Source organism: Alteromonas sp. ABV2_168 (assembly GCF_056161165.1).
On sequence record NZ_JBSWYQ010000001.1, the window covers coordinates 530,298 to 553,116 of the forward strand.

Consider the following 22,819-nt stretch of genomic DNA (forward strand, 5'->3'; position numbering starts at 1 on the left):
ATGAATGAGAAATTCTCCGGCGCTTTTTTGTCTGTTCAGGCCATACAGAACCGCGCACTCATTCAATTTGAAAGGTGAAAACGTGAAATATCAGAAGTTTACGACCGTTAATGTTGGCGATAATGCATTCAAAGCAATCAGTTTCGATTCCATTGGGCAGCAATTCGACCTCGACCGTCTGCCTTTCTGCATAAAGATCCTGCTGGAAAACTTAATCCGCCACGAAGACAAGGAATTCGTAAGCAGCGAAGATATTGAGAAAGTGGCGAAGTGGGATATCAAAGATGACAGTCAGCATGAAATTTCCTTTGTGCCGGCCAGGGTAATTCTGCAGGATTTTACCGGCGTCCCGGCCATTGTTGACCTCGCCGCCATGCGTGATGCGGTTAATAATTTAGGAGGGGATGCACAAACCATTAACCCTCTGAACCCTGTAGAGCTGGTTATCGACCACTCTGTTATGGTGGATTATTTTGCCTCAGAGGATGCTTTCGAGAAAAACACTGGTGTTGAAGTTCAGCGAAACCGTGAGCGCTATCAGTTTCTGAAATGGGGACAGTCTTCTTTCGACAACTTCAAAGTGGTACCGCCGGGCCGGGGTATCGTGCACCAGGTGAACCTGGAATATCTCGCACGTTGTGCGTTTACCAAGCAGGAAGGAGACGACACACTGGTGTATCCGGACACGCTGGTAGGCACAGACTCTCATACCACAATGATTAACGGTCTTGGCGTACTTGGCTGGGGCGTGGGTGGTATTGAAGCCGAAGCGGCCATGCTTGGACAACCCGTTACCATGCTGCGCCCGGACGTTGTAGGCTTCCGTTTAACCGGTAAGTTAAATCCCGGCGTAACTGCTACTGACATGGTTCTGACGATCACTGAACAACTGCGAGAGCATGGTGTGGTGGGTAAGTTCGTTGAATTCTACGGCCCGGGCATTAAATACCTTACCACTGCAGACCGCGCGACTATTGCGAACATGGCGCCTGAATACGGTGCCACCTGCGGTATCTTCCCGGTAGACAGTGTGGCACTGGATTACCTGAAACTGACCGGTCGTCCTGACGAACAGATTGAACTGGTAGAAGCCTACGCAAAATCAGCCGGTCTGTGGCACGACGATCACACGAAAGATGCCATTTATCATGAAACGCTGGAATTGGACCTTGCTGATGTGGTGCCTTCCATTGCAGGACCCAAACGTCCGCAGGACCGTATTGCTCTTGATACTGCCGCCAGTGCCTTCACTGACTGGTATCAGTCTCAGATTGATATAAAAGTCGAAGGTGAAGAAGCTAAATTTGTTGCTGAAGGCGGCGACATGGCAGAGGTGGATGAAGAGCAGGATTCTTTCGTCGACTTCAATGGTGAGAAATTTAATCTGGAAGACGGTGCAATCGTTATTGCCGCCATTACCAGCTGTACGAATACGTCTAATCCGTCAGTGCTTATCGGTGCCGGTTTGCTGGCGAAGAAAGCGGTGGAACTGGGTCTGACCCGTAAGCCGTGGGTGAAAACTTCACTGGCGCCGGGTTCACAAGTGGTCACACAGTATCTGGAAGATGCAGGACTGATGGAGCCCCTTGAGCAACTTGGCTTTAACCTGGTGGGATACGGCTGTACGACTTGTATCGGAAACTCCGGTCCGCTGCCTGAAGAAATTTCCCGAGCAATTAACGATGCGAAACTCACCGTTACCTCGGTATTGTCCGGTAACCGTAACTTTGAAGGTCGTATCCATCCGGATGTAGCGGCTAACTACCTGGCTTCACCACCGCTGGTGGTGGCGTACGCGCTGGCTGGCAACATGAAAGTGGATATTACCCGTGAGCCAATCGGTACAGATAAGAACGGAAAACCGGTTTATCTGAAAGATCTGTGGCCATCAGAACAGGAAATTCAGGCGAAAATTAACGACTATGTATCGGGCGATCTGTTTAAGCAGAAATACGCGGATGTATTTAAAGGCAATGACATCTGGAACGAACTGAATGTGTCTTCAAGCTCTGTGTATGACTGGCCGGATTCCTCTTACATCAAACATCCGCCGTTCTTCGCTGACATGGGCAGTGAGCCTGCGGCACTGAGTGCCATTGAAGGTGCGCGTTGTCTGGTGAAGGTGGGTGATTCCATCACTACCGACCATATTTCTCCTGCCGGCGCCATTGCCCCGGACAGCCCCGCGGGACAATATCTGCAGGAGCAGGGTATTAAGCCGGAAGACTTTAACTCTCTGGGATCACGCCGTGGTAACCACGAGGTGATGATGCGGGGTACGTTTGCCAATGTGAGACTGAAAAATCAGTTAGCACCCGGCACCACCGGCAGCGCAACCACCCATTATCCCAGCGGTGATGCTATGTCTATCTTCCATGCGGCCATGCGCTACCGTGAAGACGGTGTGCCGGCTGTGGTTATCGGAGGCAAAGAGTATGGTACAGGCTCAAGCCGGGACTGGGCAGCCAAAGGGCCGTCATTATTAGGTGTCAAAGCCGTAATGGTAGAGAGTTATGAGCGTATTCACCGTTCTAACCTCATTGGTATGGGTATTCTGCCGTTGCAGTTTAAAGAGGGCGACAGCGCGTCATCACTGTCATTGCGTGGTGACGAAACCTACAGCATTGCGCCGGTTGAACGTGGTCAGAAGGAAGTGCAGGTAACGGTCACGACTGACGATGGTGAGGCCCGTCAATTTATGATGGACGTACGGATTGATACCGCCAATGAGTTTACCTACTTCGAAAACGGCGGCATCCTGCACTACGTTATCCGCGAGTATCTGAAGAAAGGCGCTTAAATATAGCGCCGTCTTTCGGCAAGTACGCCCAGAATGATGAATGCACTGATAAAGCCCGCGCCCTGTAAATACCAGGGCAGATATTTTATCAGGTAGAGCAGGAACGGCGCACCGTGAATAGTGAGCAGCCCGTATCCGAAAGCACACAGCAACACGAACAGTGTGGTGCGGATAAGAAAATGATACGGCGCCAGCATGCGTTTGATATGTTTATTGATGATATCGCCGTACACCACCAGAATGGTGGCCATCAGCATGATACTCAATTGGGTGTAATAGGGAGATAGCCACTGGCTTAACTGACCAAATAGTTCTGTCATAAATTCACTGCAAAAATGCCCGCTTTGATAGCGGGCATTTTACGTTTTGCGGCAAAGAAAACCTACGTCTGAATTAAGGTTCAGCGTATGTGCATGACCACTCAGGTATTAGCCGGCCAGCAAGGTGGATACGGCTTTGTAACCCTGCTGAATGGTTTGCAGTTTATCCGGTGTCTGGTCGCGTTCAACGAAACGGTGCTCTACGCCTGCCTGCTTCGATGCGGCAAAGATTTTGGCAAAGTTAATTGTACCGGTACCTACGTCAGCGAACTGGCCCTGCTTGTCCATGTCTTTGACGTGCCACAGCTTGAAGCGGCCGGGATGTTTGGCAAAATAGGCCAGCGGATCTTTATTGGCTTTGAACATCCAGAACAAATCCATTTCCATCGCCATTTTGTCGGCATCCACTTCATTCAGTAACACATCGTACGGCTCGACACCGTCAGTAACGTGGAATTCGAAATCATGATTGTGGTAGGCCAGTTTCAGTCCCTGACGGTTACAGGCATCGCCCCACTTATTGCATTCTTCTGCCAGCTTTTTGTACACATCGATGGTTGTACCACGCTGTTCTTCAGTCAGATAAGGGATAACCACATATTTGTGGCCTACTTCGAGGGCGGTTTCGATAACTTTATTAATGCCTTCTTTGCGGAACATATCCAGAGGAATGTGTGCAGAAGGAGCTGAAAGGCCTTCACCATCAACAATTTTGCGGATTTCTTTCGGGCTGTGACCAAAATAACCGGCGAATTCCAGTTCTTTGTAGCCTACCGCTGAAACCAGTTTCAGCACGGCGGGCACACTGACGGCCATCATATCGCGCAGTGTATACAGCTGTAGTCCTACGCGGGTTTCCGCTTTAGCCTGACCAAATGCAAATCCCGGTGCCATCAGCAGGCCTGCTCCGGCTGCGCCCAGTTTTACGAATTGACGACGGTCCAGTGAGGACTGGCCGATCTTGCTGGCAATATGACTTGCCTTATTGTTTCTGCCTGACATGTTATTCTCCTTCGTCATTTGCACTTGCTCACGAAGTTACAGCGTACGCAGCAAGTAAAAGTCATCGTTCTGTTTAATCCGGAGCCTTTCCGGTGCTGCCCCGTAAAATGAGTTCAAACGGCATAATTACTTTAGGTGCCGTTGTCAGTTTGCCTTCCAGTACGTCCACTAACAAGTTTACAGCAGTGCGGCCGAAGGCTTCTGCCGGCTGTGCAATGGTGGTCAGAGGGGGATCGCAATAGGCGGCAAAGTCGATATTATCAAAGCCGGCAACCGAGATATCCTGAGGTACCCGCAAACCTGCGTTTTTAAAGCCCTGAAGTGCACCCAGAGCGGTTTCATCGTTCTCACAAAATACCGCAGTAGGGCGGTTATCCAGTGCCAGCATCCGGCCGGCAGCTTCATATCCAGCCTGCAACGTAAAATCGCCGGCGAAAAGCAAAGATTGATCGTAAGGAATATCGGCGGCCTGTAACGCGTCACGGTAACCGGCAAGCCGCTCCTGTGTGAGGGGACTGTCTGCAGGCCCCTTAAAAAGCGCAATACGTTTGTGACCAAGAGAGAGCAGATGCTCCGTCATGGCTCTGGCCGCGGCGCGGTTATCCAGTGTCACGGTCGGGCAAATATTCGAACTGAGCACCTCACAGGCATTCACCATGGGCAGCATGCTGTCGTTCTTGCCGGTATCTTCAGAAAACGGGTTGTGTGCGCGAAGCTGAATAAGTCCGTCAGCTTGTGATGTTTGTACCATCTTGGCGTAATTTGCCTCGATGTCTGCTTTACCAAGCGTGTTGCCCAGTAACAGTGAATAGCCGGATTCGGCTGCAGCTTCCTGCATGCCACTGATCACCCGGGCAAAAAATACGTTTGCCACCGTCGGAACCAGTACTACCAGACTGTGCGTTTTACCGGAGCGGAATTTTACCGCCATCAGATTAGGCTTATATCCTACTTCACTTACTGCTGACATGACCTTAGCCCGTGTTTTCGGAGAAACACGTTCAGGCTGTTGCAAAGCACGCGACACAGTTGCCACGGAAACTCCGGCTAAATCAGCGACATCTCGGATATTTGGCATTACCTTTTTCTCAAACCACTTTTTTATTCTTTGCAGTGCGAAGTGAGGTATTCACTTCTGTGCATATGTAACGGATTACATTTTGTCGCGACAGGATTACCCAAATGTAAGCATAAATCCAGTTTTAAATGTGAAATATAAACAAAAAATATACAAAATTTCCGTGTATTCATTACATTTGGTCGTTCGAACTACGACGATGGTAGAAAATTCGTTGACATCAATTTATGTAATCCGTTACATTTTTACAGTAATTACATATTTGTAACAACGATGTGCACAATTGGGGGAATACATGGCGAAGTTGCAGCGGGTTCGCATGGGTATGGTCGGTGGTGGTGAAGGTGCTTTTATCGGTGCCGTACATCGTCACGCAGCAGGCCTGGACGGTCAGTACGATTTAGTTTGCGGGGCATTCAGCCGCGATACTGGGAATAATCAGCGTACCGGTGACAGTTTGGGTTTAAGCAGCGACCGCGTTTATGCGTCGTGGCAGGAAATGCTGGAAGCAGAAAATAAATTGCCTGCTGACGAGCGTATGGAAGTGGTTGTGGTTGTCACGCCGAACCATCTTCACGTGCCGGTCACCATAGCCGCGCTCGAAGCTGGCTATCATGTATTCTGCGAAAAGCCTGCCGGTCTGAATCTGGCAGAAACCAAAGAGCTGGCGAAAGTCGTTAACAGTTCTGATCGTCTGTATGGACTGGCACACACCTACCTGGGGTATCCCATGGTGTGGCAGGCTAAAGCCATGGTTGAAGATGGCAAACTGGGCAACATCCGTAAAATTCTCGTTGAGTACCCGCAGGGCTGGTTAAGTGGCGAAGACGATCCTGATAACAAACAGGCTGCATGGCGCACAGATCCGGCATTGTCGGGCGGTGCAGGGTGTATGGGCGATATCGGTACCCATGCCTTTGGTCTGGCCGAATTTATCAGCGGCCACACGGTAACTGAACTGTGTGCAGACATGAACATCATTGTGCCGAACCGCCGTTTAGACGATGACGGTGCAGCATTCTTCCGCACTGCTGAAGGCGCTAAGGGCGTGCTCATCGCCAGCCAGGTGTGTGCCGGTGAAGAGAACGCGCTGAAAATTAAAGTGTACGGTGATAAAGGCGGACTGGAATGGCATCAGATGGAGCCTAACTCCGTTATTTTCCGCACACTGGATGCACCTTACTGCGTATACCGTGCCGGTTCCGGCCAACCGGGTTTGTATCCTGAAGCGTCCGATCGCTGCCGTACTCCGTCAGGTCATCCTGAAGGCTATCTCGAAGCTTTTGCTAACCTCTACCGTTACTTTGCCATCGCTGTACGCGAAGGTCAGACAGGTAAAGCTGAAGGCGTGCCCGGTCTGAAGTCCGGTTTACGCGGAATGGCATTTATTGAAGCAATGGTTGCCTCCGGCGCCAGCGACGTGAAGTGGCATCCGATCCCGGATACCGAGTAACAGACCCGTATACAGAATTTAGGAGATTACCATGGCAGCAATTAAAGGCCCTGCGATTTTTTTAGCACAATTTGCAGGTGACAAAGCGCCGTTCGATACCCTGGAAGGGATGGCAAAGTGGGCAGCTTCACTGGGCTATAAGGGCATTCAGGTGCCTACTGACCCCAAATTATTTGATTTGGAAATTGCCGCAGAAAGTCAGGAATACTGCGACAAAGTAAAAGCCATGTGTGCTGAAGCCGGTGTTGAAATTACCGAGCTGTCTACACATTTGCAGGGACAACTGGTGGCTGTTCACCCTGCTTACGATGAGTTATTCGATAACTTCGCGCCTGAGCATTTACACGGTAAGCCGAAAGAGCGTACAGAATGGGCAATCAATCAACTGATGCTGGCAGCAAAAGCCAGTAAACGTCTTGGCCTGAAAGCACACGTGACTTTCTCCGGTGCACTGATGTGGCATCTGGTCTACCCGTGGCCGCAACGTCCTGCCGGTCTTGTTGACGAAGGCTTCAAAGAACTGGGGAACCGCTGGAGACCTATTCTGGATGCATTCGAAGAGGCTGGTGTTGATTTGTGCTACGAAATCCACCCGGGTGAAGACCTACACGACGGTGCAACATTTGAGCGTTTCCTGCAGGAAGTCGACGATCACCCCCGCGCAAACATCCTGTTCGATCCCAGCCACTTCGTGCTGCAACAACTGGATTATCTGGACTTCATCGACCGTTACCACGACCGCATCAAAATGTTCCATGTGAAAGATGCTGAGTTCCTGCCAAATGGCAGAAGCGGCGTATACGGTGGTTACCAGGGTTGGGTAGACCGTCCGGGACGCTTCCGTTCACTGGGCGACGGCCAGGTAGATTTCAAGAGCATCTTTACTAAGCTTACCCAGTACGGTTTTGAAGGCTGGGCAGTGCTTGAGTGGGAATGCTGTCTGAAAGATTCTGCGCAGGGTGCAGCTGAAGGTGCACCATTTATCGCATCTCACATTATTGAGCCAACTAAAGTTGCGTTCGATGACTTTGCCGGTGCTGGCAGCAGCACAGAAAGAAACCGCCGGATCCTGGGTCTGGACAAATAATAATAATGCCCGGGGCCAAAAGGCCCCGAAGTAGTAAGAGGATAGAACAATGATAATGACCCGCCTGAGCATTATGATGTTTCTCCAGTTTTTTATCTGGGGTGGCTGGTTTGTGACCTTAGGTACCTTCATGGGGCAAACACTGGGCGCTTCCGGTAGTGAAATCGGTATGGCGTTTTCTACCCAGTCCTGGGGGGCGATTATTGCGCCTTTCATCGTTGGCTTAATCGCTGACCGTTTCTTCAATGCAGAACGTATTCTGGGTGTGCTTCACCTGATTGGCGCGGCGCTGATGTACATGATGTACGTCTCGACTGACTTTGCATCATTTTATCCATATGTACTGGGTTACATGATTGCTTATATGCCGACGCTGGCGCTGGTTAACTCGGTATCATTCGGCCAGATGACTGACCCGTCAAAACAATTCGGTAAAGTACGTGTTTGGGGAACCATAGGTTGGATTTTAGCCGGTCTGGTGATCAGCTATGTGTTCTCATGGGATTCTTCCAGCGGCATTTCTGAAGGCGCACTGCGTAACACCTTTGCACTTTCTGCCATTGGCTCATTAATTCTGGGTATCTTCAGCTTCACGTTACCTGCAACACCACCTAAAGCGAAAGGTACAGCTTCGGCAAGTCTGGGTGAAATGCTGGGTCTGGATGCACTGACACTGCTTAAAAGCCGCAGCTTCCTGGTGTTCTTCCTGTCTTCGGTACTGATTTGTATTCCGCTGGCGTTCTACTATCAGAATGCGAACCCGTTCCTGGCCGGCATCGGCGTGGAAAATCCGACGGGTAAAATGGCGCTGGGTCAGGTTTCAGAAGCATTGTTCATTCTGGCACTGCCGGTATTCCTGAACCGTTTCGGCATCAAGGCAACGTTATTGCTGGGTATGCTGGCGTGGGTACTGCGTTATGTGATGTTCGCTTACGGTGATGCTGACGGCGGTATGTTCTTATTATTAGTCGGTATTGCACTGCACGGTATTTGTTACGATTTCTTCTTCGTATCCGGACAGATTTATACCGATGCTAAAGCCGGTGAAAAAATCAAAAGTGCGGCGCAGGGCCTCATCACATTAGCCACCTATGGTGTGGGTATGCTGATTGGTTTCTGGGTTGCAGGTAAGATCACCGACACTTACACATCAGAAGCCGGAGCGGACTGGAGCAGCATCTGGTTGTTCCCTGCAGGGTTCGCGGCTGTCGTACTGGTACTTTTCTTCATCCTGTTCAAAGACGAGAAGGTTTCCACCGATGCGTAATTCGCGTAGAGCGGTGCTTAAAGGGCTGGCGCTGTCAGGGGTTGGGCTGACAGCGACCAGTGCTTTATCTCTTCATGCGCATGCTGGCACAAGCCAGCATGCCGCCCTCAAAGGAAATATCAAACACGCAGTGGCGCGTTGGACATTTCCGGATCTGTCTTTAGAGGAGCTATGCCTTGCCATTAAAGATATGGGCTTTTCAGCAATCGACTTAGTGGGTCCTGATGAGTGGCATATCCTTAAGAAACATGGCGTGCATTGCTCTATGTGTAATGGTGCTGAACTGAACCTTGAAGACGGTTGGTGTGACGACCGTTTTCATGAAGCGCTCTTCGAACGTTACATTCCGCATATAGAGAAAGTGGCGGCAGCCGGTTACACCAACCTCATTTGTTTTAGTGGTAACAAACGGGGTATGGACAACGAAACCGGACTGAAAAATGCCGTTAAAGGGCTATCACAAATTCTGCCTCATGCTGAAAAGCACGGGGTAGTGCTGCAAATGGAACTGTTTAACAGCAAGGTCAATCATCCTGATTACATGGCCGACAATTCAGCCTGGGGTATCGAGCTGTGTCGCCGGCTGGGATCAGCGCATTTTAAATTGCTGTACGACATCTACCATATGCAGATAAGCGAGGGTGACATCATTCGCACCATACGTGACAACCATCAGTATTTCGGGCATTACCACACAGCGGGTGTGCCGGGGCGTCACGAGATTGATGACTCTCAGGAACTGTATTATCCGGCCATTGCGAAAGCGATTAAGGATTTACCGTTTGACGGGTATCTGGCCCAGGAATTTATTCCAACTCCAGACAGTAAGGCAGGCAAACTGAAGTCGCTTAACCAGGCGATCCGCATTTGTGATGTCTGATCAGTAGAAACGCTTTTGCCGGACGTGTTTAAGGGGACAAAACATGGCAAGTAATAACTATGATGCGATCGTTGTCGGATCGGGGATCAGTGGCGGCTGGGCTGCCAAAGAACTGACCGAGAAAGGCCTTAAAGTACTCATGCTGGAACGTGGCCGAAATATTGAGCACGTTAAAGATTATATTAATGCGCATAAAGAAAGCTGGGACTATCCTCACCGGGGCCTGGCTACGCAGGACATGAAAGAAGTTTATCCTGCACTTTCCCGCGATTACCCGCTGAATGAAATGACGCTTGGCATGTGGGCTAATGAGCAGGAAGCGCCATACATTGAAAAAGAACGCTTTGACTGGTACCGCGCCTACCAAATGGGCGGACGTTCACTGTTATGGGGACGTCAGAGCTACCGTCTGAATCCGGAAGATTTCATGGCTAACGGCAAAGAAGGTATCGCCGTTGACTGGCCAATTCGTTATGAAGACCTGTCGCCATGGTATGACTACGTTGAAAAATATGCGGGTATCAGTGGTACCCGTGAAGGCTTGAGCGTTCTGCCTGACGGTCACTTTATGCCTCCTATTCCGCTGAATGCGGTTGAGAAAGACGTTGCTGCCCGCGTTAAGAAAGCGTTTGGTGGTTCACGTCATTTCATCCACTCACGTTCTGCAAACATTACCCAGGGGATTAATGATATCCGTGTGGGTTGTCAGTTCCGTAACAAGTGCTGGTTAGGCTGTCCGTTTGGCGGCTATTTCTCAACTCAGTCTTCTACGCTGCCGGCAGCAATGGCAACCGGTAACCTGACAGTGCGTCCTTTCTCCATCGTAAAAGAAATCAAATACGATAAAGATAAGAAGCGTGCAACCGGTGTTGAAATCATTGATGCTGAAACTAACGAGACTTACGAGTTCAACAGTAAAATTGTATTCGTAAACGCCTCTGCCTTTAACTCTGCATGGCTGCTGATGAACTCAGCAACGGATGTGTGGGAAGGCGGTCTGGGCAGCAGCTCTGGCGAACTGGGTCACAACGTAATGGACCACCACTTCCGCGTAGGCGCAAGCGCCAGTGTTGAAGGGTACGAAGACAGCTATTATTTCGGCCGTCGTCCGGCTGGTTTCTATGTGCCCCGTTTCCGTAACTGGGACGGCGACAAGCGTGATTACGTACGTGGCTTCGGTTATCAGGGTTCTGCAAGCCGTGGTGGCTGGCGTAAAGACATCGCCGAGCTTGGTCTGGGGTCTAACCTGAAAGATGCGATGTCTGAGCCGGGTGACTGGACTATTGGTATGACAGCGTTCGGTGAAATGCTGCCGCATCACGACAACCGTATCTATCTTGATAGTAAGAAGAAAGATAAATGGGGTCTGCCGGTACTTGCCATGGACGTTAAGATCCGTGAAAACGAATACAAAATGCGTAAAGACATGCAACAGGATGCGGTTGAGATGTTTGAAGCGGCGGGCCTTAAGAACGTTCAAGGCTACGACGTGGACTACGCACCAGGTATGGGTATTCACGAAATGGGTACGGCGCGTATGGGTCGCGATCCGAAGAGTTCAGTACTTAACAAGCACAATCAGGTTTGGGATGCACCAAACGTGTTCGTGACCGATGGTGCGGCAATGACTTCAGCATCGTGTGTTAACCCGTCTCTGACCTACATGGCAATGACTGCCCGTGCAGCAGACTTTGCAGTAGACGAACTGAAAAAAGGAAACCTGTAGCCATGAACCGTCGTGATTTATTGAAATTCATCACCGCTGCCACAGGTGTTGCATTTGTAGGTGGCAAAGCGCTGGCTTATGAAAATCTGCCAGTGGTGCCGCTGTCCGACACCGGTTTCAGCAAGGAAGACGTAGCCTTCTTCAACGAACTGGGCGAAGTTATCCTTCCCCGTACCGACACACCGGGAGCAAAAGACGCCGACGTAGGTAGCTGTATGGCCGTACTGGTAGCAGACTGCTATCACCCGACTATGCAGAAAACCTTCAAAGAAGGCCTGGTAACCCTGAAGAAGCGTGCTGAAAAAGAGTATGGCAAAGACTTCCTGTTACTTTCTGCTGAGCAGAAGATGGAACTATTGTCTGCCCTCGATGAAGAAGCCAAAGCTTACAATGCTAAAAAAGGCATTTATGGTGATGTGGCCATGAGCAATCCGAATGCCGGTGCGCCATGGGATGAAGAGCTGGTTGCTCCTCATTACTTCTCGCTGATCAAGCAACTGGTGCTGTTCTCGTTCTTCACGTCAGAAGTTGGCTCGACGAAAGTACTGCGTTACGTTGCCATTCCGACTAAATACGAAGATATCCCTTATAAGAAAGGTGACAGAGCCTGGGCTACCTGAGGTAGCCTTTTCACCAACACCATCATTTCAATATTAAGGGCACATAATGAAAAAGATGACAAAAACAACATTGCTATCCGGCTTAGCACTGTCACTGGCGTCAACAGCGTCAATGGCGAAGGAACTGAGTCCGGAAGAGCAAGCTGCTAAATCCGAAGTGTGGGAACCTGTTCCTGCTATGGTTGAAACTGCGCCGGGCAAAGCACCTTCTGATGCGGTGGTACTGTTCGACGGTACTGACTTATCCGCTTTTGAATCACTGAAAGGTGGTGAAGCGAAGTGGACGGTAGAAGACGGTACGCTAACTGTAAAACCGGGAACCGGTGACATTGTCAGTAAGCAGTCTTTCTGCAGCGTGCAACTGCATGCCGAGTGGAGAACGCCTGAGGATGTTGAGGGGCTGGAGAGCCAGCAGCGAAACAACTCAGGTATTTTCCTGCAGCAGCGTTATGAAGTTCAGGTTCTGGACTCTTATAACAATAAAACTTACCCCAACGGTCAGGCAGGCAGTATCTACAAGCAGGCTATCCCGTTGGTTAACCCGGTCAATCCGCCGGGTGAGTGGCAGAGTTACGACATCATTTTTAATGCGCCTGAGTTTGATGGTGATGAACTGGTGAAACCGGGTTACCTGACCGTTTTAATTAACGGTGTGCTGGTACAAAACCACACTGAAATCTTAGGTAAGACCGAATGGATTGGCGGACCTTCTTATGAAGCGCATGGTTGTGCACCTATCCAGTTACAGGACCACAGTAACCCTGTGAGCTTCCGTAATATCTGGATACGTGAAATCGGCCAGAATACTCTGACGGATTTCCGCTAAGCTTTACGGTGTTAACCTTTCAAAGCCGCGAATTATCGCGGCTTTTTTTGCTTGTCTGGTGAACAATTGATCTATATAATGCGCGCCCTTACAGCCATCAAACCTATCTAGTTCCTTGTCTCTATACAGTTTGGCTGTACTGTCGAGGCTACAACCGTAAGGAGCGTGTAATGCGTCATTACGAAATCGTATTTATGGTTCACCCTGATCAGAGTGAACAAGTACCTGGTATGATCGAGCGTTATACCACTATCCTGAAGCAAGAAGGTGGTCAAATCCATCGTCTGGAAGACTGGGGCCGTCGTCAACTGGCTTACCCAATCGAAAAGCTTCACAAAGCACACTACGTTTTGATCAACGCTGAAGCAACTGCAGAAGCTGTTGACGAGCTGGAAAATGCTTTCCGCTTTAACGATGTGATCCTGCGTAACCTGGTTATGCGCACGAAGAACGCTGTGACTGAACCTTCTCCAATGATGAAGGAAGAACGTCGTGAGCGTCGTGACGATTCTGCTCCACGCGGTGAGCGCGCGGAAAAGAAAACTGAAACCACTGAAGACAACGCGTAAGGAGATCTATCATGGCTCGTTTTTTCAGACGTCGTAAGTTCTGCCGTTTTTCTGCAGAAGGTGTTGAGCAAATCGATTATAAAGATATTGCTACACTGAAAAACTACATCACTGAGAGCGGTAAAATCGTTCCTAGCCGTATCACTGGTACCAGTGCAAAGTATCAGCGTCAGCTGTCTACTGCTATTAAACGTGCGCGTTTCTTAGCACTGCTGCCGTACACAGATTCACACAACAAGTAATTGGCGAAGGAGTAACTTAGATGGAAATCATCTTATTAGACAAAATCGCTAACCTTGGTGGTCTGGGCGATACAGTTAACGTTAAAGCTGGTTTTGCGCGTAACTTCCTGTTCCCACAGGGTAAAGCAGTTCCTGCAACTAAAGCTAACGTTGAAAAGTTTGAAGCTCGCCGCGCAGAGCTGGAAGCGAAAATCGCTGACCAGTTGTCTGCTGCTGAAGCTCGTGCTGCTAAAGTTGCTGAACTGGGTGAAGTGACTATCGCTGCTCCTGCTGGTGACGAAGGCAAACTGTTCGGTTCAATCGGTACACGTGACATCGCTGAAGCAATCACTGCTGCCGGCGTTGAAGTATCTAAAGCAGAAGTTAAACTGCCTACCGGTACACTGCGTGAAACTGGCGAATACGACATCGACCTGCAGTTACACTCTGAAGTAATGACATCTGTTAAGGTTGTTATTGTTGCAGAAGCTTAATTGCCAGTTGATTAAGTAATACTGAAAACCGCTGCACTTGCAGCGGTTTTTTTATGCCCGTTAAAATGTTTCCCGTATCAACTTACAGCATTAGCTGCATTTGTATATCGCACCGCGCGTAGGGTGAAGGTGTGGGTTTATCCACTTCTTTGAACCCCAGTTTGCGGTAAAGGCTGATGGCCGGTGCCAGTTTCCTGTTACTTTCCAGGTAAAGCTTCTTCGCTCCGGCATCCCGGGCCTTTTGTATGGCAGCTTCCCCAAGGAGTGCTCCCAAACCTTTGCCCTGTTCGCTGTCTGCCACAGCCATTTTAGCCAGTTCATAGCAGTCATCATCCATGGCTATCAGTGCTACCGTTCCGCAAATATCACCGGCAGGATTTTGCACCAGCAAAACATGGCCCCCTTTTTTCAGAATATAATTTTCGGGGTCCCCCAGCGAGGCATGATCAGAGCTTTCCATGGTGAAATAGCGTTCTATCCAGTGCTTATTGAGCTGGTAAAACGCATCACGATGCTCAGGGGAATAGTCAATTACGCGGAATCCCCGTGTTGCCTTTTGTTTTATCAGGCCCAGCAAAGTCGTTTGTGATAGCAGGGTTTCTACGGCACCCAGCTGTTCAAGGAAGTCCGGCGCCACGTCGTTCAGTGCTGAATTAAGGGCATTGCCGATGTCGGCTATCTGCTTTTCAAGCACCGGTAGCATCGTCAGAGCTTTATCTGACAATGAAAGCAATTGCACCCGCTTATCCTGCTCAGAAGGACGGGTGACAAGTAATCCTGCGCTTTTCATCTGAGCGGTGGTTTTACTGACAAACGGGTGAGACTGGCCGGTAATTTCTGCAATGGTACTTACACTTAACGGCGATTCCTGCATCAGACTATACATGACAGGGAACCAGCTTGGTTCCATGGAAACGTTATACGCTCTATAGACTTCACTGGCCTGCGCAACCAGCTTTTCAGACAATCTTCTGAACCGGCTGCCCAGTGCAGCTGCACCTGCCAGTTGTAAAACATCAGCCATTTCCCTAAACCCCATAATATACGTAACTAGTTACGCATATTAGATCTCAACGGGTAATGTGACAAGGGGAAATGATATAGCCGGCAAGAGAATCCTCTAGACGAGACTTTTATAAAGGTCCGTGTAAGCATCCGCCATGGCGGCGATACTGAAATGCTGCTGCACATGATGAAACGCGTTTTCACCCAGAGCCCGGGCTTCTGCCGGGTTATCCAGCAGACGAAGAATTTCCCGCGCCAGTGCGGCCGGGTCTCCCGGCTCAACCAGTAAGCCGGTTTTTTCGTTGTGAATAATTTCCGGAATGCCGCCAACAGGGCAGCTTATCATGGGGACTTTACAGGCCCCGGCTTGAAGAAGGATTATGCCAAGGCCTTCTGCATAAGCAGGGTGAACCATCACATCAATATTTGGCAAAATACGCGGAACATCTGATGTGAACCCGCACAGCCTGATATTTTTACCGGCTCCGGAGTCATCTGCCAGTTGCTGATACGCAGCCTGTTGTTTACCTTTACCGAACAGTAAGCAGGTCACATCCTGTCTGCGGGCAATTACAGCTTGCATGGCCATGATGAGATCTTTCTGACCTTTCCTCGGGATAAGCTGGGCAAAGTTTGCGATGACCTTATGGTTTGCAGGGATGTCATACTTTTCCCGAAACCACTCAGCGTCCCTGCTGTAGCGGAAGTCATTCAGATCGACTGCCGAGTGGATCACAGGCTGCAGGATCTGTTTGCAATGCCGTGACACCACATCATGTACACCTTGCGAGATACTGACGACAGCTTTGTAGTGCCGGTACTTCAATGCAGCCAGTGCAGACTCTTTATTATCTACTCTGCGGGTACATACAGCCGGAATACCGAACAGTGCACTCACCAGGCCGCCCCACACATCAGCACCCCGGCGGCTGTGAATGTGCAGAATATCCGGTTTAGACCTTTTTATAAGCCGGTAAAGGCGGAAAGGAAACCTGAGATCCGTATCGCCGGAGTAAGGGACCGGATGCTTGATACAGCCGGGCGCCGGGATGTCAGAAATCGCGCTGTCTGATGCGCACACCAGGTGGCTGGTAATGGTGTCTTCTGGCAACGCATTGATAAGATATTCAACCTGTTTGGCACCGCCATACAACTGTCTGCCAAGTTCCACATGCATCACCATTATCGTCATAGCCACTTCTCCAGCCATGCGGTGACTTTTTGTGGCGTGATAGCCCGCATGCAGTCATAGGCTCCGTTGCAAACCGGCTTACGCTTACAGGGGGCGCAAGGTAAGTTTTCGTACAATACTGTCGCATCCGGATTATCTGTTTTCGTATACGGACAGGTGGAACCGAACAGGGCTAGAACAGGTCGCTGATGACAAATCGCCAGGTGAGTCAAACCGGTATCCACACCAACCACAACACGTGCATTTGCCAGTAATGCCCCGCTGGCAGCAAGAGACAGTTTTCCTGTGAAAGAGAATATGTGTTCTTTGCCTGATGCCAGTTCTGATGCTGTATCCGCATCGTAAGGCCCTCCGGCAATAATCACCGGAAGACTGTCATGATTGTTTAACCACGCTATGACATCTTTCCAGTGTTGCACTGGCCAGTGTTTCTGAGGACGGGTGGTAAAGGGACACAGAACGATATAGTCGTGATTGATACCGCTGGCAGCAAGGGCATCCTTCGCCTGGCGAACAGCTGACGGGGAGGCAGGGAGTGTCATGGTGAATTCATGTGCACCAAGATAGCGCCCCAGTGCTTTGTACTCCGAGCTGATGTCATCAGAGTCCGGTTTATTCAGTGATTCTGTCAGTAGCCAGTGACTGTGCTCTTTGCTTTTAAACCCTATGCGACGGCCTGCGCCGGACAACCAGCAAAAAAAGGCGCTTTTAAGCAGTCCCTGTGCATCTATAGCGATATCGAAGTGATGTGATGACAGCTCAGCCTTAAATGCTATTACAGCGCGACAGAGGCTCAGCCAGCGCTTTTTTTTTGCCAGTGCTGACCATTCTTTCTTCGGCCAGGGAATAACCTGGTCAACATCAGGATGAGCAGCAATGAAACTGGCATAGGGCGCTTCGGTAAGCCATACAAGACGTGAAGCATTTAGTGAGGATTTTATGTTGGATGGCAAACCCGAGGCCATTACAATGTCACCGATGGCGCTTAGTTTAACCAGAAGTACAGCAGGCTTGTGACTCTTGTCCGGCATAACAAACACAATAATTGAAAACTGATTTTTAGTTAAACAAAGCTTCACGACAGTTTAATGACGAAAGGACGCAGAGTACGTATGACTGCCAGCAAAAACCAATACCGGCCCGGCCTCAGTGAGACGTTGTTTCGCTGGTTTTATTCACTAGTGCTGGCGCTGATCGTTCCGTTCGCTTTTCTGAATCTCATCATTCGCGGGCAGAGAAGAAATAAAGAATATAACCATCGCCGGTTTGAGCGGTTTGGTTTTGTACGTCAGCCGGCCGCACCGGGAGGATACCTTTTTCACTGTGTGTCGGTAGGCGAGGTGGTTGCGGCGTCTGTGCTGATTAAGCAGTTAATGAAAGAAGAACCGGAAACACCGGTGACGATAACCACCACCACGCCCACCGGTTCGGCGCGGGTCAGATCTATATTCAAAGATACTGTTCACCACTTCTATTTACCATACGATTTACACATGGCTATGGCGGGTATGCTGCGGCGGGTGAAGCCCAAAATGGTGCTGATCACTGAGGTGGAGCTGTGGCCTAATCTGATCCATAGTTGCTGGCGTCGGGACATTCCGGTTGTAGTGATTAATGCGCGTATGACAGATCGCTCCGCCAGACGATATAAGAAATTGAAAATACTGTTTGAGCCCATGCTCCACAAGCTTTCCCATGTATGTGCCCAGGGCATGAGAGACTTTAAAAATTATCAGTTTCTCGGTATCGAAAAAGAGAAGTTAACACTTACTAACAACATAAAGTTTGATCAGGCAATGTCTGCACCGGATGCCGGTGATTCATTTTACGGTCTTGAGAAAAATGTCCGCAGGGCACTGATTGGTGGAAGTACTCATGAAGGTGAGGAAAGTGCCTTACTTGATGCTTATCAGAGCCTGAAGCCCGGATTTCCGGATTTATTGCTCATTCTTGTACCCAGGCATCCAGAGCGGTTTGCCCGTGTAGCGGATCTGCTGGAACAAACAGGGTTACACTACCTGCGCACAGCTTCACCGGGCGCACAGGTGAGCAGTGAGACTGATGTCATGCTGGTAGATGAAATGGGCAAGCTCAATACGGTTTACACATTCGGCACCATTGCGTTTGTCGGTGGCAGTCTTGCGGATAAAGGTGGTCACAACGCCCTGGAGCCGGCTGCACAAAAATTACCGGTAATCATGGGCCCCAACGTTTATAACAATCCGCTTATTTGCCAGTACCTGCAAGAATGTGGTGCGCTCAGCATTGTAGAAGATGCAACGCAACTCGCCGCCAGTTGTAAAACGTTGCTTGATTCTCCCGAAGCTGCCCGTGTGGCGGGCGAGGCCGGATTCGCTGTGATCAGTGCAAACCGCGGCGCGACCGGGAAGACACTGGAAGTCATCCGTTCATCCCTTTGAGTCTTTTTGGTGCATGTGAGTTGAAATGGTGCGTGCTGTTGGTGCGTCAACAGTGGGCAATGGTTGGTAAATGCCCTGTAAAAAGCATAAAGTACTGATAACTATGTCATTTCAAAAGTTGGTCTGTCTATTGCTTTCATAAGCGCCGACGGTGTAGCTCAAGTAAAAAATAAACAACAACGCATCCAATAATAATAATAGAGGGGAGCGCTTGAATACACGTTATTTCCAGGGAGAGGCACCCTGCCCCAAGGGTAGGGTGCCGTTCTGGCCTCACACCGGTTCACTCTCCGGTATAATCAAGCTGATTAATTTCCATCCTGCTTTCGGCGCAATATCTTTACCATTCAAAAATGCATGAGAACGTCCGTTCTCGTCCAGAGCAATAAGCGGAATAGCTCTGTCGCCGTATCTTGCGGAATAATCTTCGAAAGTAAATTCTTCGCTCAGGCGTGTTGTTTTCACGGATGCATCATGAGAGACAGCAGAAGCCAGGTATCCGTATGTGACTCCCTCAGCAAACAGTGTCAATTTCTGCGCATACTGGGTGCTAACCTGATGCGATGGCCGTGCACTTTGTTCGTTGTTGGTTAAGCCCCACACTTTATCTTTACCCATGGTGTACTCAAAATGATAAGCAATCATAGGGTTAAGTTGTTTGTAGGGGGACATGATCAGTACAGTACCGAATAAACCTAAATCCAGGCTTCGCGCTGCGTGATCCGACATGGGGTTCCCGAAATAGGCCGGAATATCCATCATTCTGGTTTCTTTAATGGCATCCCAGTTGGTATCGGCAATACAAACCGGTAAATCATGTGCTTTCAGTTCCTTTGCCAGCATCCGGCTGAACTTACTGCCGCCGAAAATTAAAAAGCCGTTTGGCGCAGGGGAACGAACCTTCAGAAGTTTGGCCACAGATTTAGATGACAGACTCTGCACAACGACGGTGGTAATAATGACCACAAAGACGATGGGAACGATAACCCCTGCACCCTCATAGCCAATTTCCTCCAGCTTCAGAGAAAACAGTGCGGATACGGCTGCCGCTACAATACCTCTGGGCGCTATCCAGCTGATCAGCGCCAGTTCACGCCAGTTTAGTCCGGTGCCCACAGAGGAAGCCAGTACGGAAAGGGGTCTGGCGATAAACATAATGGCCACCAGAACCACAATGACGCCGGAGCCGACCTCGAACACAGAGTCGAGATTCAACCGTGACGCAAGAATAATAAACAGGCCGGAAATCAGAAGAACACTTAAGGTTTCTTTAAACTCCAGGATGTCTTCCACGTCCACATTTTTCATATTTGCCAGTACCATACCGGCAATGGTCACTGCCAGCAGGCCTGACTCATGGGCTACATGATTAGAGATGGCAAAAACACCCAGTATCAGGGTGAGAACAGCTGTGTTTTGCAGATAGTGGGGGACCAGTTCTTTACGTAGCGAAAGACCAAGCAGGTAGCCGGCGGCCAGACCAAGGACGGTGCCCATGCCTACCGTCTTACCAAAAGCCACCAGAGTATGTACCAGTGCCGTGTCCTGAGAGGCCACAATGTACTCGTAAACCAGCACCGCCAGAAGTGCACCGATAGGGTCAATGACAATGCCTTCCCAGCGCAGAATGTTAGCGATGTTACTTTTCGGTCTTACAGTTCTGATCATCGGCACAATGACCGTCGGGCCTGTTACGGTCACGATGGCACCAAACAGGGCTGCAAGCTGCCAGGATAAATCCAGGCTCAGATGGGCAGCGATGGTTGCAACCACCCAGGTGACCAGCACGCCAACGCTGCACAGGTTTCTCACCATATTGCCGTGACCCGCAATATCACTGAATTTCAGTGTCAGCGAACCTTCAAACAGGATGATGGCCACCGACAGGGACACTACAGGGAACAAAAGATCCCCGAACAGTGCGTCTGCGTCGAGCACGCCAAATACCGGGCCAACGATAATACCGGTTATCAGCAAAGGTAAAATGGCTGGCAGGCGTATTTTATAAGCCAGAAACTGACAGAATATAGACAGCAGGCCGACACTGACCAGGCTTAATAACGGGTCTGACACGTGGTGTTCCTTCTTAAAGTTGAAGTTATGCCGCTGATGCCCGGCATATTTATTATTTTCCGGCTTTTATACTGACCTCAGGTCAAAGCAGATTTATCGTTAGCCATTGCAAAAAATAATCGTCACAATGGTATAGTAGTCTGAACTTGTGCATATCACATTGTTTTATTTAGATTAACCTTATTTACAGCAGAAAGAGAATATCAGTGAACCGTATTGTTTTCATTTTAAGCCCGTTATTGTTACTGGCAGGTTGCAGTGTGTCAGCAGATCCACAACATGGTGTTGAGGTGCTGTCCACCTATACGCTGGATAACGCGCTGAAGGAAACATCGGGCCTGTTCTGCGACAGCAACAATATTTACACCATCAATGACTCTGGCAATGAGCCGGAATTGTTTACCCTTGGACAGGATGGAGCGCTGACCGCAAGGGTGACGCTGGATGCAATAAACCGTGACTGGGAAGCCATTACCGGTGACGATGAATATTTCTATATTGGTGACATCGGAAATAATGCCGGTAAGCATAAATCACTCACCGTCTATAAAATTAACCGTGCAGACCCCGTGCAGGAAGCAGTAAAGCGCCGTTTTACCTACGCAGGTAATACGCCGCAGGAAAATGCTCCCTATGCTCACGATTATGATGGTGAAGCCATGACAATGCGGGATGGAAAACTGATCCTGTTTTCAAAAAGCTGGGCTACTGAGCAGTCACACGTCTACGTTTTACAGGATATAAAAGCTAAGCAAGTACTTACTCCTTTTGCATCTGTAGACGGACTTCCCGGCGTTGTCACCGGCGCAGACTGGAACGGTAACACACAGGAATTTGTCCTCGTCGGTTACCGCAGTAATGCCCTCGGCATGTTTAAACCTTTCATCGCCACTGTCAGTGGTGACTATCAGCTTAAAACTGTGGACTTTCTCTCACAATTTGCTCAGGTCGAAGGTGTTTGCTACGGTCCTGACGGTAACGTATGGATCTCACAGGAAAGCACGCCTTATACCTCTGCAAAACTCGCAAAGCTAAAATTTCATTAATGGCTATAAAATCAACGCACTGATATTTTTTGGGTATAGTTAGACTAATTGAGGATGGTTTTATATACCCAAAAAGCTGCCCGTTTGCTTATACTTTAATCACTCGCTGAGGTAAGCCCTTTGCAGAATGATAATAAAGCGGAGCAGAACCATGTTGAAACAGGTAACCACATTAGCACTTTGTGCCCTGCTGACACCTCAGGTATGTCTGGCCAGTTCTTCTATTGGTGACCAGGCTGAAGCCTGGCTGGAAGAAAAACTCGATTACTCCGGTGATATCTCCGTTTCCCTGTCGAAAAATAAAATCAGATTCAATGGTTGCCGCCAGAAAGATTACAAACTGAGTCTGGCAACCAGAATCAGCGATACAGTTAATCTTGAAGCAGTGGCATCTTACGGTCGCGCTGTAATGGACTTTGGTGTGTTCAGTCAACGGGTAACATCGAGAGCGTATGAGTTGATTACCTGGTGGGAACAACCAGCTTACCGGGTTGGGGTAGCGTCCGGCGTGCGTCCTGCTCATGATATTGATTTACCGGTAAGCGGCTCTTTTGCCCTGCCTGACAGCAACACCGTATCAGTATATCTGGAAACGGAAGGTGCTGAAGAAAATCACACCATGTCGTTTGCTGTTCGCAGAGAAACCTGGCACGGCGATACATCAGATATCACTTTGTCTCAGGACAAGAGTTACGACAACCAGGTGCAGTTGGGTTACCGCGTAAGCTTTTAATTCAGTG

Annotated in this window: 21 protein-coding genes; 14 read left to right on the forward strand and 7 right to left on the reverse strand. The window is 49.5% G+C overall.

Annotated elements, in window-relative coordinates; all coding sequences use genetic code 11:
• Positions 1–4 precede the first annotated feature (4 nt).
• Positions 5–2,800 (forward strand): aconitate hydratase AcnA, encoded by a 2,796-nt coding sequence (gene acnA / locus ACXAH4_RS02355; protein WP_474880557.1) that lies wholly within the window; start codon positions 5–7, stop codon positions 2,798–2,800.
• Here the strand turns inward: acnA and ACXAH4_RS02360 are convergent.
• From ACXAH4_RS02360 to ACXAH4_RS02370, 3 genes are all read right to left on the reverse strand, one after another.
• Positions 2,797–3,120, reverse strand: coding sequence for a DUF3392 family protein (locus ACXAH4_RS02360; RefSeq protein ID WP_119502824.1), 324 nt, complete (start codon positions 3,118–3,120; stop codon positions 2,797–2,799). The two genes, acnA and ACXAH4_RS02360, sit on opposite strands and share 4 nt — an antisense overlap.
• A 108-nt stretch (positions 3,121–3,228) precedes the next feature.
• Positions 3,229–4,122, reverse strand: coding sequence for a sugar phosphate isomerase/epimerase family protein (locus ACXAH4_RS02365; RefSeq protein WP_303572102.1), 894 nt, complete (start codon positions 4,120–4,122; stop codon positions 3,229–3,231).
• A gap of 73 nt (positions 4,123–4,195) precedes the next feature.
• Entirely contained in the window at positions 4,196–5,200 is a 1,005-nt protein-coding gene (locus tag ACXAH4_RS02370) for a LacI family DNA-binding transcriptional regulator (RefSeq protein WP_474880559.1), read from the reverse strand.
• A 295-nt stretch (positions 5,201–5,495) separates the two neighbouring features.
• Here ACXAH4_RS02370 and ACXAH4_RS02375 point away from each other — a divergent pair, with 295 nt between their 5' ends.
• The 10 genes from ACXAH4_RS02375 (at position 5,496) to rplI (ending at position 14,343) form a co-directional block, all read left to right on the forward strand.
• On the forward strand, positions 5,496–6,653 hold the full coding sequence (locus ACXAH4_RS02375) for a Gfo/Idh/MocA family protein (RefSeq protein WP_474848285.1): 1,158 nt from the start codon (positions 5,496–5,498) through the stop codon (positions 6,651–6,653).
• Between the two features lie 31 nt (positions 6,654–6,684).
• Complete coding sequence (locus ACXAH4_RS02380) at positions 6,685–7,740, forward strand: sugar phosphate isomerase/epimerase family protein (RefSeq protein WP_119502820.1); 1,056 nt, start codon at positions 6,685–6,687, stop codon at positions 7,738–7,740.
• 49 nt (positions 7,741–7,789) lie between these two features.
• Positions 7,790–9,007, forward strand: a complete 1,218-nt coding sequence (locus ACXAH4_RS02385; RefSeq protein WP_474880561.1) for a nucleoside permease — start codon at positions 7,790–7,792, stop codon at positions 9,005–9,007.
• Entirely contained in the window at positions 9,000–9,887 is an 888-nt protein-coding gene (locus ACXAH4_RS02390) for a hydroxypyruvate isomerase family protein (RefSeq protein ID WP_474880563.1), read from the forward strand. Before ACXAH4_RS02385 ends, ACXAH4_RS02390 begins: the two co-directional genes overlap by 8 nt.
• Before the next feature lie 43 nt (positions 9,888–9,930).
• Positions 9,931–11,613, forward strand: coding sequence for a GMC oxidoreductase (locus ACXAH4_RS02395; RefSeq protein ID WP_474880564.1), 1,683 nt, complete (start codon positions 9,931–9,933; stop codon positions 11,611–11,613).
• Between the two features lie 2 nt (positions 11,614–11,615).
• Entirely contained in the window at positions 11,616–12,233 is a 618-nt protein-coding gene (locus ACXAH4_RS02400; protein WP_474841586.1) for a gluconate 2-dehydrogenase subunit 3 family protein, read from the forward strand.
• Positions 12,234–12,288: 55 nt separating this feature from the next.
• Positions 12,289–13,059 (forward strand): 3-keto-disaccharide hydrolase, encoded by a 771-nt coding sequence (locus ACXAH4_RS02405; RefSeq protein WP_474880654.1) that lies wholly within the window; start codon positions 12,289–12,291, stop codon positions 13,057–13,059.
• A 170-nt stretch (positions 13,060–13,229) separates the two neighbouring features.
• Positions 13,230–13,628 carry a 30S ribosomal protein S6 gene (rpsF, locus tag ACXAH4_RS02410; protein ID WP_119502814.1) on the forward strand — a complete coding sequence of 133 codons (399 nt, stop codon included), beginning with the start codon at positions 13,230–13,232 and terminating at the stop codon, positions 13,626–13,628.
• 11 nt (positions 13,629–13,639) lie between these two features.
• A complete protein-coding gene (rpsR, locus tag ACXAH4_RS02415) occupies positions 13,640–13,870 on the forward strand; it encodes a 30S ribosomal protein S18 (RefSeq protein WP_070126454.1) in 231 nt (76 codons plus the stop codon).
• Positions 13,871–13,890: 20 nt separating this feature from the next.
• Positions 13,891–14,343: a 50S ribosomal protein L9 gene (rplI, locus tag ACXAH4_RS02420; RefSeq protein WP_119502813.1), complete on the forward strand. Its 453-nt coding sequence runs from the start codon at positions 13,891–13,893 to the stop codon at positions 14,341–14,343.
• Positions 14,344–14,425: 82 nt separating this feature from the next.
• On the opposite strand, the gene ACXAH4_RS02425 is transcribed toward rplI, so the two are convergent.
• From ACXAH4_RS02425 to ACXAH4_RS02435, 3 genes are all read right to left on the reverse strand, one after another.
• Positions 14,426–15,367, reverse strand: coding sequence for a bifunctional helix-turn-helix transcriptional regulator/GNAT family N-acetyltransferase (locus tag ACXAH4_RS02425; protein WP_474848282.1), 942 nt, complete (start codon positions 15,365–15,367; stop codon positions 14,426–14,428).
• A 96-nt stretch (positions 15,368–15,463) separates the two neighbouring features.
• A complete protein-coding gene (locus ACXAH4_RS02430) occupies positions 15,464–16,540 on the reverse strand; it encodes a glycosyltransferase family 4 protein (protein WP_474848280.1) in 1,077 nt (358 codons plus the stop codon).
• Positions 16,537–17,571, reverse strand: coding sequence for a glycosyltransferase family 9 protein (locus ACXAH4_RS02435; protein ID WP_474848278.1), 1,035 nt, complete (start codon positions 17,569–17,571; stop codon positions 16,537–16,539). Before ACXAH4_RS02435 ends, ACXAH4_RS02430 begins: the two co-directional genes overlap by 4 nt.
• A gap of 81 nt (positions 17,572–17,652) precedes the next feature.
• On the opposite strand from ACXAH4_RS02435, the gene waaA reads away from it, so the two are divergent.
• Positions 17,653–18,960 carry a lipid IV(A) 3-deoxy-D-manno-octulosonic acid transferase gene (waaA, locus tag ACXAH4_RS02440; protein WP_474880566.1) on the forward strand — a complete coding sequence of 436 codons (1,308 nt, stop codon included), beginning with the start codon at positions 17,653–17,655 and terminating at the stop codon, positions 18,958–18,960.
• Positions 18,961–19,233: 273 nt separating this feature from the next.
• Here the strand turns inward: waaA and ACXAH4_RS02445 are convergent, their stop codons facing one another.
• A complete protein-coding gene (locus ACXAH4_RS02445) occupies positions 19,234–21,033 on the reverse strand; it encodes a cation:proton antiporter (protein ID WP_474841575.1) in 1,800 nt (599 codons plus the stop codon).
• Between the two features lie 206 nt (positions 21,034–21,239).
• On the opposite strand from ACXAH4_RS02445, the gene ACXAH4_RS02450 reads away from it, so the two are divergent.
• Both ACXAH4_RS02450 and ACXAH4_RS02455 read left to right on the forward strand, forming a co-directional pair.
• Complete coding sequence (locus ACXAH4_RS02450) at positions 21,240–22,079, forward strand: NHL repeat-containing protein (protein WP_474880568.1); 840 nt, start codon at positions 21,240–21,242, stop codon at positions 22,077–22,079.
• Positions 22,080–22,230: 151 nt separating this feature from the next.
• Positions 22,231–22,812 carry a hypothetical protein gene (locus ACXAH4_RS02455; protein ID WP_474841571.1) on the forward strand — a complete coding sequence of 194 codons (582 nt, stop codon included), beginning with the start codon at positions 22,231–22,233 and terminating at the stop codon, positions 22,810–22,812.
• Positions 22,813–22,819 lie beyond the last annotated feature (7 nt).

Bases quoted from the DNA above. Each gene is read 5' to 3' on its own strand.
- acnA (WP_474880557.1), top strand. From the start codon at position 5: ATGAGAAATTCTCCGGCGCTTTTTTGTCTGTTCAGGCCATACAGAACC.
- ACXAH4_RS02360 (WP_119502824.1), bottom strand. From the start codon at position 3,120: ATGACAGAACTATTTGGTCAGTTAAGCCAGTGGCTATCTCCCTATTAC.
- ACXAH4_RS02365 (WP_303572102.1), bottom strand. From the start codon at position 4,122: ATGTCAGGCAGAAACAATAAGGCAAGTCATATTGCCAGCAAGATCGGC.
- ACXAH4_RS02370 (WP_474880559.1), bottom strand. From the start codon at position 5,200: ATGCCAAATATCCGAGATGTCGCTGATTTAGCCGGAGTTTCCGTGGCA.
- ACXAH4_RS02375 (WP_474848285.1), top strand. From the start codon at position 5,496: ATGGCGAAGTTGCAGCGGGTTCGCATGGGTATGGTCGGTGGTGGTGAA.
- ACXAH4_RS02380 (WP_119502820.1), top strand. From the start codon at position 6,685: ATGGCAGCAATTAAAGGCCCTGCGATTTTTTTAGCACAATTTGCAGGT.
- ACXAH4_RS02385 (WP_474880561.1), top strand. From the start codon at position 7,790: ATGATAATGACCCGCCTGAGCATTATGATGTTTCTCCAGTTTTTTATC.
- ACXAH4_RS02390 (WP_474880563.1), top strand. From the start codon at position 9,000: ATGCGTAATTCGCGTAGAGCGGTGCTTAAAGGGCTGGCGCTGTCAGGG.
- ACXAH4_RS02395 (WP_474880564.1), top strand. From the start codon at position 9,931: ATGGCAAGTAATAACTATGATGCGATCGTTGTCGGATCGGGGATCAGT.
- ACXAH4_RS02400 (WP_474841586.1), top strand. From the start codon at position 11,616: ATGAACCGTCGTGATTTATTGAAATTCATCACCGCTGCCACAGGTGTT.
- ACXAH4_RS02405 (WP_474880654.1), top strand. From the start codon at position 12,289: ATGACAAAAACAACATTGCTATCCGGCTTAGCACTGTCACTGGCGTCA.
- rpsF (WP_119502814.1), top strand. From the start codon at position 13,230: ATGCGTCATTACGAAATCGTATTTATGGTTCACCCTGATCAGAGTGAA.
- rpsR (WP_070126454.1), top strand. From the start codon at position 13,640: ATGGCTCGTTTTTTCAGACGTCGTAAGTTCTGCCGTTTTTCTGCAGAA.
- rplI (WP_119502813.1), top strand. From the start codon at position 13,891: ATGGAAATCATCTTATTAGACAAAATCGCTAACCTTGGTGGTCTGGGC.
- ACXAH4_RS02425 (WP_474848282.1), bottom strand. From the start codon at position 15,367: ATGGCTGATGTTTTACAACTGGCAGGTGCAGCTGCACTGGGCAGCCGG.
- ACXAH4_RS02430 (WP_474848280.1), bottom strand. From the start codon at position 16,540: ATGACGATAATGGTGATGCATGTGGAACTTGGCAGACAGTTGTATGGC.
- ACXAH4_RS02435 (WP_474848278.1), bottom strand. From the start codon at position 17,571: ATGCCGGACAAGAGTCACAAGCCTGCTGTACTTCTGGTTAAACTAAGC.
- waaA (WP_474880566.1), top strand. From the start codon at position 17,653: ATGACTGCCAGCAAAAACCAATACCGGCCCGGCCTCAGTGAGACGTTG.
- ACXAH4_RS02455 (WP_474841571.1), top strand. From the start codon at position 22,231: ATGTTGAAACAGGTAACCACATTAGCACTTTGTGCCCTGCTGACACCT.